Origin of the sequence: Streptomyces sp. NPDC051286 (assembly GCF_044455345.1) — a bacterium.
In the GTDB taxonomy this organism is placed as follows: Bacteria; Actinomycetota; Actinomycetes; order Streptomycetales; family Streptomycetaceae; genus Streptomyces.
The window spans coordinates 1-15136 of the sequence record NZ_JBITER010000045.1; the positions used below are offsets into that span (position 1 = coordinate 1).

The following is a 15136-nucleotide window of genomic DNA, read 5'->3' on the forward strand; positions in this document are numbered from 1 at the left end:
GTCTGCGTCACACAAAGGGCGCCCTATTCGCTCACCGTAATGACGAATGAACACGCTGTATTGGCGGCGGGGCGGCGATTATTGGCGCGCATCGGAAAGGAATCCTGACCGGCGGCCGGCGCGAGGACGACGGTCAGCTGGAGGACGTTGCTGCAGTCCAGCCCACGACCGCCTTCGGGGATGTCGCCCGGGGAAGGCAGCGGGAGAAGTCGGCACTGCTGGTTGCTCGAGAGGCTGGTTCCGCGGGCCCGGACGACGCAGCACGGGGGCACCCGACCCACCGCAGGGTCGTCGGCCCGCGCACAGCTGACCACGGCGGCCCGGCGCGAAGCGCGTCGTGCGGTTGAGCGGCCACGGTGGCGGCACGGTCGGCAACGCGCCGTCGACGGTGTACGTGGCGGCGGGTTCCCGGGCCTCGGTGTCGGTGCAGTGCCGGCTCGCCGAGAGGCGGGACACCGGCGGCGTGGCATGACGTGGTGACCGTGCGTGTGCAGGGCGCCTCCAGGCCCGGGAGCAGTGCTACGGCGGCCTGCGGCCCGGGGGCCACGACCACGACAGGCGCGGCCCGTTCACCGCCGTCGTCCAGCACCGCTCCCCGCTGGTGAGGGCGTACACCGGGCCCTGGAGTCAAGTGCACCGGGCGGCAGGCCGTCGGCGAGTTGCGCGGGCACGGCGCCAATGCCCTGCTCCGGCGCCCGTACCGGTGCTCGCGCGTTCCGCCGGTCGGTGCGCATCCTGCCGCCCCGGGCATCCGATGCCGCGACCACATGTACGTCGAGTCCGATTCCGGCAACGTCCAGCGCGCGGGCGAAGCCTGCCGTGCCCGAGCCGATCCGAGGGACCGCGACGTGTCGCGCGTGCCTGTCCGATCCGCGCGGGGCCACCTTGTGGCGCACGATTGAAGCAGTGGCCCGAGGTAGATCTCATCGTCGCCGACCGGAGCATCCAGCATCCATGTCCCCTGCGCCCCATGGCATTCACTGGGTGAAGCCGAGGCTGCGGCGAGTCGGCCGATGCCAATCGGACAATGAGTGAACCAAAGGGCATACATTGCAAGAAAGTGTTAGGAATGTCGACATGGTCGACCATTCCGACCGATCCCGGAGCGGGTCGGCTCGGTCACTGAGCGGCAAGGGTCCGCGAAGCGTAGCCGGGCAGGTTTTCATCCTGCAGGCGGTGGTCATTGCCCTGCTTGTCGCGAGCGCGGTTCTGGCGCTGGTCCTCCAATCGTTGAACGACGCCGAGACGGAGGCCAAGCACGTCTCGGTGGCTACAGCACAGTCGTTCGCACACTCTCCGGGGATCGTGGCGGCGCTCAAATCTCCCGATCCCTCCAAGGTGCTGCAGCCGCTCACCGAGGAGGCGCGGAAGCTGGCCGGTGTCGACTTCATCGTGGTGACGGACACACACGGGACTCGCTACACACACCCCCGTCCGGAACTCATCGGAAAGAGATTCATCGGCAACATCGAACCTTCGCTGGCGGGCCAGGTCCACGTAGAAACCGTCCACGGGCCCCTTGGTCGTGAAGTCCAGGCCGTGGTTCCCGTCAACGCTTCCGACAAATCCGTCGTGGGCCTGGTGGCCGCCGGTCTCAAGGTCGAGAACGTCGCCAGCGTGGTCGACAGGCAGCTACTGGTCATCTTTGCCAGTGGGGCCGCGGCGCTCGTCCTGGCCACGGGCGGGGCCGCCCTGGTGGCCAAGCGCCTGCGAAGGCAGACCCACGGGCTCGATCCCGCCCAGATGACCAGCATGTACGAGCACCATGACGCGGTGCTGCATTCCGTCCGCGAAGGGGTGCTCATCGTCGGACACGACGGTCGGCTGCTGCTGGCAAACGACGAGGCCGAACGGCTTCTTGACCTGCCGCCCGACGCCCAGGGACGCCCCGTCAAGGAACTGGAGAGCCTCGACCCGGCCACGGCGGAGCTGCTTGCCTCCGGCCGCGTGGCCACGGACGAGGTGTACTTGGCCGGAGACCGCATGCTGGTGGTGAACCAGCGACGCACGGCCCGCAACGGAAGCCCCCTGGGAACGGTGGCGACCCTCCGCGACTCCACCCAGCTCCTGGCACTGTCGGGCAAGGTGGAATCGACGAACGAACGCCTCAGGCTGCTGTACGACGCGGGGGTGAACATCGGCACCACCCTGGACGTGACGCGCACGGCCGAGGAACTGGCCGATCTGGCCGTCCCCCGTATCGCGGACTTCGTCACGGTCGACCTCGCCGCCCCCGTCCTGCACGGGGAGGAACCGACCGGCACGGCTGCCGACCTGCGCCGCACCGCCGTCAGCGGCATCCGGGACGACCACCCCCTCTACCCGTGCGACAAGCTCATCTCCTATCTCCCCTCCACACCTCAGGCACGCGGACTCGCCACCGGCCGGTCGGTGATGGTTCCCGATCTGTCCTGCGCACCCGAATGGCGCGCTCAGGACCCCGAGCGGACTGACAAGATCGTCGACTACGGAATCCACTCGCTGCTCACGACGCCACTGCTGGCGCGGGGCGTGGTTCTGGGCCTGACCAACTTCTGGCGCTCGCGGGAGGCCGGAGCGTTCGACGAGGAGGACCAGTCACTCGCCGAGGAGCTGGTCGCCCGTGCCGCGGTCAGCATCGACAACGCACGCCGGTACACCCGCGAACACGCCCTGGCGGTGATGTTGCAGCGCAGCCTGCTGCCCCGCGCTCTGCCCGAACAGAACGCGCTGGATGTCGCCCACCGCTATCTGCCCGCACAGTCCGGAGTCAGCGGTGACTGGTTCGATGTGATTCCCCTGTCGGGCAACCGCGTCGCATTGGTCGTCGGTGACGTCGTCGGCCATGGGCTGCACGCCGCCGCCACCATGGGTCGGCTCCGCACCGCTGTGCACAACTTCTCCACGCTCGATCTGCCGCCCGATGAGCTCCTCGGCCACCTCGACGACCTCGTGGACCGCATCGACAAGGAAGAGGGGAGCACACACGTCGGTGCAGGCATCGTGGGAGCCACGTGCCTGTACGCGATCTACGATCCGGTCTCCCGGCACTGCACCATGGCCCGCGCCGGGCATCATCTCCCCGCGCTGGTCCACCCCGACGGAAGCGTGGAGTTCCCCGCGCTTCCTGCCGGACCACCGCTGGGGCTCGGCAGCATGCCGTTCAAGACCGCCGAACTGGATCTGGCCGTGGGTGCTCAGCTGGTCCTCTACACCGACGGGCTGATCGAGGACCGCACCCGGGACATCGACGTGGGGATGGAGCTGCTCCGCCAGGCCCTTTCACATCCCGGCCGTTCGCCTGAACAGCACTGCCTGGCGGTGCTCGACGCGCTCCTTCCCACCCAGGCCAAGGATGACGTGGCACTGCTCATCGCCCGCACCCGCGCGCTTTCCGCCGACCAGATCGCCGAATGGGACGTTCCGTTCGACCCCGCCGCCGTGGCCGGGATACGCGCCGCCGTCGCGGAGAAGCTGGACGACTGGGGCCTGCCGGAACTGGCGTTCACCACCGAGTTGATACTCAGCGAGCTGATCACCAACGCCATCCGGCACGCCTCCGCGCCGGTCCGGGTGCGGCTCCTGCGTGACCGCAGCCTGATCTGCGAGGTATCCGACGGCAGCAGCACCTCACCCCATCTGAGGTACGCGGCCACGATGGACGAGGGAGGCCGCGGACTATTCCTCGTCTCGCAGATCGCCGAGGACTGGGGCACCCGGTATACCCATGAGGGCAAGGTCATCTGGGCACAGCTGCCGCTGTCTGAATCCGCCACGGGCGCGAACGACAGGAACCCGTCGCCGACGTCGTCGTCCTGATCCCCCCGGCGGATCCAGGCCCGGCCCGCGATCGTGGCCACCGGTGAGCCGCCGCTCCACGCAAGGGCGGAAAGAGCCCACCCGCTTCTCGCGGATCCCGATTGTGCGGTGCACGGCCGCCAGCCGCTTCTCCGCATCCTGGTAAGGACTCTTTCCGTCAATTTCATGAAAGCACCCCGGGTGGCAGGCGGCCACCAGGGCCGAACAGCTTTCATCCGGCCCCGTACGACCCTACCCGGCGCGATTCCCGGCCCTCAGGCTCGGAGATGCGGATCACTGTTCCGGAGGAGTCATGAAACATCTGCGCACAGTCGACGATGTGATGACGCACGCCGCCCTCGTGGTTGCCGAAGGGGTGCTGCCCCTCAACGGAACCATGCCCCGGTCGAGCCGCGCCCTCCCCGTCCTGCGGTCGTGCCGGAGCGTCGGCGGAGTGGTGAACGCGCCAATCGGCTCACGTACGAGCAGGACGACATGTCGGTCAACGCCCGAGAGGCCGCAGGGCGATAGGAGTGGACGGGTGAGACATCGAGACATTGGCGAGCTGATGACCCGCGAGGTCGTCACGGTCCCGAGAAACGCGGCGTTCAAGGACATCGTGCGCACGCTCACTGAGCACCAGGTGTCGGCCGTCGCGGTCGTCGACGACGTGGGGCACCCGCTCGGAGTGGTATCGGAAGGCGACCTGCTGCCGAAGTCGGCCGATCAGGGAGACTTCCTCCGGTCCCTGCCCGCTCCCGAGCCGCGCAAGCGGGAGAAAGCGGAGGGCACGCGGGCCGAGGAACTGATGTCTGCGCCCGCCGTGTGCGCCAGGGCGGACTGGACCGTCGCCGAGGCGGCCCGGCTCATGGAGGCGCAGAGCGTCAGAAGACTGCTGGTCGTGGATGAGGCGGACACATTGGTGGGCATCGTCAGCAGGCGCGATCTGCTCAAGATCTTCCTGCGCGACGACGAAACCATCCGCCACGAGATCACCGGCGAGGTACTCGACCTGACCTTGCACCAGGACCCAGGCGCCATCACCGTCGAAGTGACCGACGGCCGCGTCGAGCTGAACGGCTCGGTGCGGTTCAAGAGCCTCATCCCGGTGATCGAACGGCTGTGCCGCACAGTCGACGGAGTGGTTCATGTGGCACAGCACCTCGGATACGCCGTCGACGACGCATCCGTCGGGTGACCGTACGGCCATCGCACGGCACCCGCGGTCTGCGTCCGGTGCCGCGGACCGCGACCTGCACCGGCCCGATGACCGACGGATACCCGCCGTTCCACTCCGGCACGGGCGAGGACGAATCCTTCGGCACACCCCACAGCACCGCACTCGTGAGGAGGGCGCCTTGGACCACCACATCATCGTCGGCCTCGACGCATTCCCCGAAAGCGCAGCCGCTGCCCGCTGGGCGGCGCGCGAGGCCCGTCTGCGGGATGCGGCCCTGCACCTCATCCATGCCGAGCCGTGGTCCTTGCCGCTCGGCATTCCCGCAGCAGCCTCCGACGCACGGCGTGGCTGGGCCGAAGCCGTCCTGCAAGACATGGCCGACGAACTGCGCCGCGCTCACCCGGGACTCGACATCACCGCGCAGTCGGTCGACGGCCCGCCCGCAGCCTCGCTCGCCACAGCCGCGACAACTGCCGACATGCTCGTCATGGGATCCCGCGGGCTCGGCAGCGTGACCGGCTTCGTGCTCGGCTCCGTCGGCATGACCGTCATACACACCACCGAGCGGCCTGTGGTGCTCGTACGCAGCGGAGAGGACGCGCTGCCTCACGAGACCGAGCAGCACTCCCGGCGCCACGTAGTCGTCGGTGTCGACATCGGCCGGCCCTGTGACGCCCTGCTCGCGTTCGCATTCGAGGAGGCGTCGCGCCGATCCTGCCCGTTGCATGCCCTGCACAGTTGGCCGCCCCCGCAGTTCTACGGGTACGGATCGGCCTACGATCCCGGAATGCTTGCGCACATCAACCAGAGCGTGACCACCGGCCTGGACCAGGCTCTCAGCCCTTGGCGGGACGCGTTCCCCACGGTCGAGGTGACCGCCCGTACCCCGATGGGACACGCTGCGCAGCAACTCCTGGACGCCGGTGCCGACGCCGGTCTGATCGTCGTCGGCCGCCGGATCCGCCGCTCATTGCTGGGGGTTCGCATCGGCTCCACCACGCATGCCGTGATCCACCACGCGACCGCTCCGGTCGCCGTCGTCGCCCACGACTGAGACAGTCTCCGGCTCGGCGTTCCGGAGGCGGTCCGCGCGGTCGGGACGACCCACGGGGGGCATGCCTGCCGTGCGCAGCGAGGGAGGGTCGATGCCTTTCGTGCCCTGCCCGGACGCCGGGGACACCGCGGAGACCGGCCGCTGGCGGCCCTGACACAGGCCCGGCACGAGGCGGCTTCCTGGGCGGCCCGGAGCACAGCCCTGGCCGCATGGTCCGAGCCGTCCGAACCGGCAACGACCGGTCCGAACGCCTGACTGCCCAGTCGTGTGCCGAACGCGGCGCCGTCCATGGCGATCCTCCTGATACGAAGGTCACGAGTGATACGAAGGTCGCGAGGGCGTTGGTCTGTCAGACGCCGCAGGCCACGCGGGCCTGCCCACTGTCCGTCCACCTCCTTGCCTCAACGGTGGTTCATGGACGGTGGGGTACCACTGCGACAGGACAGCTGGAGTGATGGAGCGCCGTATGGGCTGTCCGGCCGAGTTGCAGACCCACGTGCCCCTTGCGCCGCGATGCACCCACGACAAGGAGGTCGGCGGCGGCGGAGCGCCGGACGAGAACTTGATGGGCCGGCCCCTCGACAGTGGAGCGGGAGACGGCAATGCCCGGGTTCTCCTCGATCGAGGCCGCAAGCGCTCGGTCAAGCTCTGTCTCCGCCCGCATCTCCCAGGTGAGGGGCGGCGGAGAGTCTTTGGTGTGCGGCCGGCCGACCGCTTCGGACGCGGGGCAACGCCAGGCGCGTACTGCGTCGATCTCACAGTGCCGGGTGGCAGCCTCACGGAAGGCGAACCTCACGGCAGCCGACCCGTGGGCCACGTCCGCGACGCCGAGCAGGATGCGTCCGTGTGCTCCGGCTGTTCCTGCCGCGTCACCACGTACCACGATGACCGGGCACTGGGCCCGGGACGCCAGGGCCAGACTTACGGATCCCAGCAGGAGCTCCTTGAGCTGGCCCCGGCCCCTGGATCCGACAACCAGCATCGCAGCCTCGTGCGCCTCGTCGAGCAGCGCGTTGACGTGTCCTCCGCCAGAACCTCGGTGGTGATCTTCAGATCGGGATGACGGGTGCTGGCGCGCGTGACCGCGGTGGCCACGATGCTGTCGGCCAGAATCTGCTCGGAGGGGCGCTCAACGCCCCGATACAGGCCTACCCCCTCGTAGCGTTCCCATCGGGAGGCATAGACGACTCTCAGAGGAAGGCCGTGACGGGCTGCCTCTTCCACGGCCCAGTCGACCGCCCGGAAGCTCGAATCCGATCCATCCACGCCCACGACCAAGGACTGCTCCATGGTCCCCATCGCCTTTCGTCCCGTTGTTCGTCGGATGCCCACGTCGCCGCCGTGCCCCCCTGACCTTCCCAGGAGGGATGATCAGGACCCGATCAGGGACATTCGACCTAATATTCGCAATAAACGATGCGATCGGCATACACCACCTCAGGAGGATCTGGCGTAGGTGTTCGGTGCGGATCCATCCCGCCGCCCCGGCCTCTGTACGTTGCGGCCCTTCCCCGCCGGCTCGGGTCCCGCCGTGCAGCACGGTGGGACGACAACCGAATGCCCTGCTCGCTCCCTCAGCAGGGCGCAGGCCCTCATGCAGGCAGTCTCGGGCGCTCGCGCGAAGCCAGGCTCACATCCGGTGCCGTGATCGGCCATGTGTGCCCCGTGAGGAGCGTCGTCCAGTGCGTGCGATCGCCAGGCGTCCGGACGTCCTTGGGTGGGGTCTCCCCTGCTCGACGAAGCTGAGAGCTTGAGGAAGGAGCTACCAGGGCTCGTGATCGACGCGGCGAGCGGGCGTGCCAGGCGTCGCCAGGCAGGCGGGACTTTCGGAACATGCCTTCCGCAGACGCAGCCAGGCCAGAGCCCGCCGCTCCCCCTACAAACGCAGAGGCCACAACCCCCAGATGCGGTTGCAGTACTAGGGCCGATTGGTCCCCGGGTCACCCCCGTAGAGCCCCTGGGGACCACAGGTCATTCGGCGCAGGCTGTTCTCAGTTCCGTCGAAGGAAGCACCGACGCGACCGGAACCGAGTCACGACGGCAGCCTCGGCCCGCGGATGGTACGAGCATGTGGATCCCCATCGGCAGGACCCGCACGCAGTGCAAGGATGCACAGTGCCGAGAGGAACACGGCTCCGGCTCTGCCGACAACGATCTCAAGATCCGTGCCGCCCCGTGGAGGAGACCAGATCATGACCACTCCAACCCTCCGGTCGCTGGGCACCAGGCATCGGGACCGGCTCATGCAGTTCGCCCGGGAAGTGTCCTTCCCGGAGGGGACACGCATCTTTGAGGAAGGGCAGCGTGCCGACCACTTCTGGATCGTGCGGACCGGCACCGTCAGCCTCGACTTTCACGTGCCGAAAGGACCGCCGGCGGTCATCGAGTCGCTCGGGCACGGAGAGCTGATCGGCTGGTCATGGCTGTTCAGCCCCTATGTGTGGCAGCTCGGAGCAGAGGCGATGACGCCCGTGCGTGCCTACGAACTCGATGCCGCGCAGGTGCGCCACGCATGCGACTTGGACCCGGAACTGGCGGCCGCCGTGGCCCTGTGGGTAGGCCAGGTGATAGCTCACCGGCTCCAGTCCGCCAGGGCCCGTCTGCTGGACCTGTATGCACCGCACTGAAGGGGGCTGCCCCATGTCACCTGATCCGTCGTCCCGGTCGGACGGGCCCCGGTGAGGAGATCGCCATGCCTGATTCACCGCACACGGTCAGCGATGTCATGACCCACACCGCCATCGCGGTGGGAGGACAGGCGAGTTACAAGCAAATCGTCGAGCTGATGAAAGAGTGGAGGGTGAGCGCCCTTCCTGTACTCGAGGGCGAGGGACGAGTGATCGGCGTGGTCTCGGAGGCCGATCTGCTCCCCAAGGAGGAGTCCCGGACCGACGACCCGAGCCGGCCGGAGCTGCCTCTGACCGACCGGCTGAAGGCGAGCGCCGTCAGCGCAAAGGACCTGATGTCGAGCCCGGCAGTGACGGTCCATCCTGACGCCCTGATAGCAGAGGCGGCACGCATCATGGCCCAGCGCCACGTGAAGCGGCTGCCGGTAGTCGACGCGACCGGACTGCTGGAGGGAGTCGTCAGCCGCAGTGATCTGTTGAAGGTCTTTCTCCGCTCGGACGAGGACCTTGCCGACGAGATCCGGCGCACCGTCACCGACTTGTCCCACCCCGGAGGAGCGGTGACCGTATCCGTCGTGGACGGAGTGGTCACGCTCGGCGGGGCGGTACGCGACCGGACGCTCATCCCGTTGCTCGCCCGCGCCACCCGAGCGGTCGAGGGCGTTGTGGACATCCACGTGGAACTGAACGGGACCACGGGTTAGGAACCTGAAAAGGGGCCGTTCACGGCACTGTGGTCGTCTTCGGGGCGGTCTCGGTTGAACGACGGGCCGCTTCGTCTCCTTGTTCGACTTCAGAGCGGTGATCGACGGGAGCGCCCGGAAGACCCCGACCGGATCGCAGTGGGCCAACCCTAACGACGACTGCGGGGTTGGGTCGCGGGGATGCGATGAGTGAAGAACAAAGCGATCAGCCCGGCAAGAGCAAGGATGCTGAGAGCGGCTCGCAGAGCGTCGACCCTCGCGTCTGCGTTGGCATCGAGAGCGGCCTGGGCCGCATCCGTATGTGCACCCGCCTCGTCGAGTTGCTTTTTGAGCTGGGCGTCCGACAGAAACGGTACGCCACCTGAGAGCTCGATGTTCGCCCGTGCCTTGATTTCAGCCGGGATCGCTGGGCTCCGTTCGATGTTGGCGAGAAACGAGGACGTCAGGGCGGCGATGAGAATCGACCCGGCCAGCGCGGTACCGATCGACGCACCGAGATTGGTGACGGTGTTCTGGACGCCACCCACATCGGCGCTCTGTTCGTCGGGCACCGCCGACACGGTGACCGACCCGAGCTGCGACGCCAGCGCCCCCATGCCGTATCCGATGAACAGGAGGGGGATAGTGACAATCTCGGCGCCCGCCTCCGTATCGAGTGCCGCGAGAAGGACAATCGCCCCCACGAGAAGCGCGAAGATCCCCTGGCGCACCACGCGCCGCGGCGAAGCGCGCGGGAGAAAGCGCGGAATCGCGGTGGCGGCTGCGAGCAGCGTCAAAGACAACGGAAGGATGCGGACACCGGTATCGATTGCCGGGAGGCCAAGCGCGACCGACAGATACAGCGGGACAATGAAGAACACCCCCATCTGCACCAGATATTGGAAGAAGAACATCGTCAGGCCACCGGTGAGTTGCCGGTTCTTCAGGAATTCAGGATCGATGAGCGGCTCCTTGCCGTGGTCCGAGAGTCGGACCTCCCAACGGAAGAAGAGCCAGACCAGGAACAGCCCTGCCAGCATCAACCAGACAACCAGGGAGATGCCGAGCATGGAGGGGGTTCCGGCCTTGGGTACGAACCAACCCCATTCGGCCGAGCGGAGTACACCGAAGACAAAGATTCCAACGCCCAGGCCGGAGAGCAGCGCGCCAGGAATGTCGATGTGCGGTCGCCTGGCGAGGGGTGCGTCGGCCATACGGCGGGTGAACAGGAGGATCCCGACCACCACCACCACCTCGCCGGCGAACACCCAGCGCCAGGAAAAGTAGGTCGTCGCGATGCCGCCGATGATCGGCCCGAGTGCAATGGCCACCGCTCCTGCAGCGGTGACGATCCCGTAGGCGGCAGGACGCCGTTCCACAGTGAAGTTCCCCGCTACGAGCGACACAATCGCCGGCAGGATCAGCGCCGCCCCGATTCCCTCGAGGAACGACCACCCAACCATGAGTACGGCGAGGTTCGGAGCGAGCGCGGTGGTGAGAGACCCGCAGCCGTAGACGACGCAGCCGGCCATGAAGGCGCGCTTACGGCCGACGAGCGCACCCACCTTTCCGCCGCAGATCATGAACATCGCCATCACGAGCGTGTAGGCCGTGATCGCACCCTGGATACCGGTCACCGTGGTCCCCACGTCGGCGGCGACACTCGCGATGGAGACGTTCATGACCGAGCTGTCGAGAGCCATCAAGAACTGACCCGCCGCCAAGGTGATGAGAACAATCCTTGTGGCTGGCATCCCATCGGAGGTACCTGCAGCGACTGTCATGGGCGGAGCCTCGCACAGCTGCCGGCAGGGACATGGTCAGCGCTGCATCAGATCAGTCAGTTGGCCGAGTACGGAGAGCCGCATTGCCGGGCCGGCACAGCGGTCGGGAGAAAGGCTGCTGCAGCCGAGCCTCACCGGCGGGGAAGGCCCGCAGCACCTACTCCGTCGACGGCACCGATGCCGCCCCTCGCATGACAGCGCGCCTCACTGTTCATTGCGACTCACTCGTCGTCCGCTTGTCATGCCGCGGGATCAGCTCGACCGGACAGTTCGCATGGTGCAGCAGGCTGTGGGTGACCCGGCTGAGCGTCGGGCCGAAGTTCCCGGGCGAGCGTCGCCCGCCCACGACCAGCAGATCCGCGTGCCGAGTCGCCTCAACCAAAATACCGGCGGCGGACATGCCCTTCTCCGCATCCGCCTCCACGGTGAGTCCCGGGAAATCGGCACGGATACGGTCCGCCACTCCCGTCAACGTGCGAACGTGGTTGCGAGCCACCTCGTCCACGGCGTCGAGCATCGTCACGACATTCCCGACCGACCCCAGCACGTTCCATACGTGCAGCAGCCGCAACGATGCCTCGCGCAGCTCCGCCTCACTCGCCGCGTGGCGTGCGCATTCCAGGTCGTGCTCGTCGTGGACGGCGACCAGCACGACGTCTGCCGCGGGAGCGCCTTCGATGCCGCGCACCACGACCACCGGCGTCCTGGCACCCGCAGCAACCTTCAGACCGACCGAGCCGAGCAACAGAGAGTTGAAACCTCCGCGACCGCGGTTGCCCACCACGATCGTGCCGTGGTTTCCCGCCGCGGTGTGCAGACTCACCACCGGTTCCCGGCGGCTCAGCTCCTTCGTCACCCTCAGGCCGGGGTAACGCTCGGACACCATGGCCGCGGTCTCCTCGAGAAGATCTCGACCCGCGTGCCGAACCTGCTCGATGGTTTCCATGGACGCGTAGATCATCCGGCTGTCCGTGTCGGCTGCGTAGACGAGGTGCAGGGGACGATCACGCCGTAGTGCTTCCTCGGAGGCCCACAGCACCGCGCGCTTGGCGGGCTCGGAGCCGTCCACCCCGGCCACGAGCGCTCCGAGTGCTGGGCCGCCCTTGTCGCTGGAATTCATGGTTCCTCCTCACCGAAGGCTGCCGGTGCGGCTCTCACCCTGACACCGCGCCCCCTCGCTGCGAGAGGGCCGCTCAGGACCCCGCGGGGGCCGAGTGTCCCTGTCGGTTACGCCGCCCTGTGGGCTTCTCCCGCGCCGTGGCGTGCCCGAACGCCTGTGAGTGAGGCTCGTTCGACCCTGCTTGCGGTGCCGTGGTCCAGCGGGTCCTGAGTCCGGAACGAGGGCGGGCGCTGCGTCCCGGGGTATCGCCGAGAACCGGCAGGGGTTGCCTCCATGAAGCACATCAAGGCGGGAGGCCTGATGACCGGCGAGGTCGTTTCGGTCGTCTCCGCCGACTCCTTCTGTCGTCTCCGCCAACTCCTTCCAAGGATGTCGCGAAGTTGCTCGCGCAGCACACCCCGACGGGACGCCCCGCGCAAGACCGGCGGACCGCACCGCGCCCCCGGATGCCTGTGGCCCTCCGCGCTCACACATAATCCGCACGCCAGTTCGACACCTGGCTCTCCGCCGCTCGTGGTGTCCGCACATGCCTCCGAGGGCCGAACAGCCCGCGGCGAACCCCGGAAGGCCCTACCCCCTGCGCATGCCGGTGCCCACGCTCGGAGTAATCCCCTCCGGGCGGAATCATGTGGCAGGGGGTGGACGTGCCTCTGTTACCGCCGGACATCTCATGACCGCGTCGGCGGTAACGGTGACGCGCGACGCGACCCTGGCCGTCCGTCTCATGGCGCGGGGCAACGTGAAGCGGCTCCCGGTCGTCGACGGCGACGGGCAGCTGCTCGTCGGTGTGACCGGCCGGAGTCGTGGACGTCACGGCTCGACTGAACGCCGACAATCCCACGCGAAGGTGATCGACAATGAGGCATCGCAGTGTGGCGGATCTGATGACGCCTACGGCCGTCAGTGTCCAGCGCGGCACGGCTTTCGTGGAGATCACCAGGCTTCTGGACGAGTTCGGTATCACGGCCGTGCCCGTACTGGACGACGACAGGCATCCCGTGGGCATCGTCTCCGAGGCCGACCTGCTCCGTCGCCGCAACGCCGGAAGCGGTACGCCCACAGCGGTCGATCTCATGTCCAGCCCTGCCATCACCGCCCGTCCCGACTGGAGTGCGGTCCGTGCTGCTCGCGTGATGGAGAAGCACAGAGTGAAGAGGCTGCCGGTCGTCGACGCCGACGACAGGCTGATCGGGATAGTCGCCCGCAGCGACCTCCTCCAGTTGTTCCTGCGCAGGGATCACGCGATCCAGGAGGAGATTCTTGAGGATGTGCTGACCGGCGCACTCCGGCTCAGCCCGTCGGCTGTGACCGTAGAAGTCGCCGACGGTCTGGTCACCCTCAGCGGCACCGTGCCCCGGAGCAGCCTCCTTCCCGTCATCCTCCGGATGTGCCAGAGCGTCGACGGTGTCGTGGACGTGCTCGATCGGCTCGACTACGAGCGCGACGACCTGTCGGACGGTCACACGAAGCCACAGGACGGCGGGAGAACACAGTGAGAGTGTCCGCGTGTCTGCATCCGCAGGAGACGAGTTGCACGACGTCGGATCACGACGACAGCGCGCCGCCTCTCGCGCAGCGAAGCCGCGCGGGCGGATGCCGAGTTGCCGGCGCAGCAGTGGAAGCGAATCCAGCGGGTCCGGGCGCGGCATCGAAGCGGAGGCGGTGGTCCTGGCACCGGTGGATCCGTCAGGCGTCATCAGTCGTCATCGGCCCCCGAGTCCCGGCGCAGCCGACCGGACCAGCGCGGCTCCACGCGCTCCCACTCCTGGTCCCATTGGGCGAGGCTGCGCGTCTCGACGCGGCGGAGCCTGAGGCGGACAACCAATCCGGCGGACAGGGCAACCACGCCCATGGCACAGGCCCCTGCTGCCGCGGCCTGCACCGCGCATTCTCCCCGGGAAGGCGGGGCAGCTGAAATCCTCCCCGAGTCATCCACCCACAGCGTGACCGTCCGGCCCACCGGCGTGTGGGGGGTGACCGCGATGGTGTCCGTATGAGGCAGGGAGGCGGGATACTCCCAGAAGGCCCGAGCCGTTGCTTCCGAAGCCCCCGTAAACCGGGCAGGGAGTCTGTCTTCGGCCTTGCTGACTGTCGTCGCCGTCACCTGGTGGCGGTGTCGGGCCTCCTGCTGCGCGGTCACGCTGTCGGCGTCCCAGACTTTGATTCCGACAGCAACACCGCAGAACACGGCTACGAGCGCAAAGAGCACGGAAGCGGCGAGCCAGCGGCTGCGTACACGGTCGGCAGTCCGCTGCAGCGAATTCGGGCGGCGCTCGAACAGTCGTCGCATTCGGCTTCCGTGCCGTTTCCGGGGCCATATGGACTCGGGTCCGGGCGAGTCGGACTGGAACATGTCACGCCTCCGCCCCGTGCCATCGCCGTACCCGCGCGCAGGGGTGGGTTCGGCACCTGGGAGATGAGCTCTGGTCTGGACCCCCGGAAGAGTGCGGACGTCCTCACCCCGGCCCGCTCCTGTGCGGGGCGGACACGGCCACCGGCGGGAGGATGCCGTCCTTGCAGGCCGCCTTGACACCTTCCGTCGGAATCTCGGCCGGCAGGCGGACGCGGCCCCGGAACGGGCGGTAGCGGAGCTCCGAGTGTTCCATCTCCGTCCTGCTCTCGGTGTGCTCGGCGCCGATGGTGGGGGTGTCGCCCTCGACCGGGATCCGGATGTCTATCTCGGGGTCCATCCCGGGAAGTCCGGCTCGCGGCACGTACTGCGCGTCCTGGTCACCCACCTCGATCGGGATCGGGTGAACGGCGATGGTCGGCCGCCCCACCGGGAACCGGGGGAAGTCGGCGCCGAACCAGTCCACGAGATCCGGGAAGAGGCCGTGCCTCCGCTCCATCTGCGTTCCTGACATCGTGTGCTCCACTTCCGGCGCCCCGGGGCGCCATCATCGATGTCCTT

10 protein-coding genes and 2 pseudogenes are annotated in these 15136 nt (G+C 67.9%); 7 read left to right on the forward strand and 5 right to left on the reverse strand.

Translation table 11 applies throughout. From position 1 onward, the window contains the following. Nucleotides 1-1077: 1077 nt before the first annotated feature. The 3 genes from ACIBB8_RS30690 to ACIBB8_RS30700 all read left to right on the forward strand — a co-directional run bounded on the left by ACIBB8_RS30690 (nt 1078) and on the right by ACIBB8_RS30700 (nt 6011). The gene (locus ACIBB8_RS30690) at nt 1078-3798 is read left to right on the forward strand and encodes a SpoIIE family protein phosphatase (protein WP_398957636.1); all 2721 of its coding nucleotides are present in this window, start codon (nt 1078-1080) and stop codon (nt 3796-3798) included. 520 nt (nt 3799-4318) lie between these two features. Next, entirely contained in the window at nt 4319-4975 is a 657-nt protein-coding gene (locus ACIBB8_RS30695) for a CBS domain-containing protein (protein WP_398957638.1), read from the forward strand. A 160-nt stretch (nt 4976-5135) separates the two neighbouring features. After that, on the forward strand, nt 5136-6011 hold the full coding sequence (locus ACIBB8_RS30700) for a universal stress protein (RefSeq protein ID WP_398957640.1): 876 nt from the start codon (nt 5136-5138) through the stop codon (nt 6009-6011). 412 nt (nt 6012-6423) lie between these two features. Here ACIBB8_RS30700 and ACIBB8_RS30705 read toward each other — a convergent pair. Then, nucleotides 6424-7301 (reverse strand): annotated as a pseudogene (locus tag ACIBB8_RS30705) (universal stress protein). 902 nt (nt 7302-8203) lie between these two features. Between ACIBB8_RS30705 and ACIBB8_RS30710 the strand changes: the two are divergent. Both ACIBB8_RS30710 and ACIBB8_RS30715 read left to right on the forward strand, forming a co-directional pair. Then, nucleotides 8204-8638: a Crp/Fnr family transcriptional regulator gene (locus tag ACIBB8_RS30710; RefSeq protein WP_398957642.1), complete on the forward strand. Its 435-nt coding sequence runs from the start codon at nt 8204-8206 to the stop codon at nt 8636-8638. Nucleotides 8639-8703: 65 nt separating this feature from the next. Beyond that, nucleotides 8704-9342, forward strand: a complete 639-nt coding sequence (locus ACIBB8_RS30715) for a CBS domain-containing protein (protein ID WP_398957644.1) — start codon at nt 8704-8706, stop codon at nt 9340-9342. A 149-nt stretch (nt 9343-9491) separates the two neighbouring features. Here ACIBB8_RS30715 and ACIBB8_RS30720 read toward each other — a convergent pair whose 3' ends face one another. Together ACIBB8_RS30720 and ACIBB8_RS30725 are read right to left on the reverse strand one after the other, a co-directional pair. Further along, entirely contained in the window at nt 9492-11105 is a 1614-nt protein-coding gene (locus ACIBB8_RS30720) for an MFS transporter (protein WP_398957646.1), read from the reverse strand. A gap of 211 nt (nt 11106-11316) precedes the next feature. Next, a complete protein-coding gene (locus ACIBB8_RS30725; protein ID WP_398957648.1) occupies nt 11317-12225 on the reverse strand; it encodes a universal stress protein in 909 nt (302 codons plus the stop codon). Between the two features lie 670 nt (nt 12226-12895). On the opposite strand from ACIBB8_RS30725, the pseudogene ACIBB8_RS30730 reads away from it, so the two are divergent. Both ACIBB8_RS30730 and ACIBB8_RS30735 read left to right on the forward strand, forming a co-directional pair. Then, nucleotides 12896-13003: pseudogene (locus ACIBB8_RS30730) on the forward strand (CBS domain-containing protein); the annotation flags it as partial. A gap of 79 nt (nt 13004-13082) precedes the next feature. Then, nucleotides 13083-13721, forward strand: a complete 639-nt coding sequence (locus tag ACIBB8_RS30735) for a CBS domain-containing protein (RefSeq protein WP_398957650.1) — start codon at nt 13083-13085, stop codon at nt 13719-13721. A 200-nt stretch (nt 13722-13921) separates the two neighbouring features. On the opposite strand, the gene ACIBB8_RS30740 is transcribed toward ACIBB8_RS30735, so the two are convergent. Both ACIBB8_RS30740 and ACIBB8_RS30745 read right to left on the reverse strand, forming a co-directional pair. Then, a complete protein-coding gene (locus tag ACIBB8_RS30740; protein ID WP_398957653.1) occupies nt 13922-14515 on the reverse strand; it encodes a hypothetical protein in 594 nt (197 codons plus the stop codon). 166 nt (nt 14516-14681) lie between these two features. Next, entirely contained in the window at nt 14682-15089 is a 408-nt protein-coding gene (locus tag ACIBB8_RS30745) for an Hsp20/alpha crystallin family protein (RefSeq protein WP_398957655.1), read from the reverse strand. Nucleotides 15090-15136: the final 47 nt, after the last annotated feature.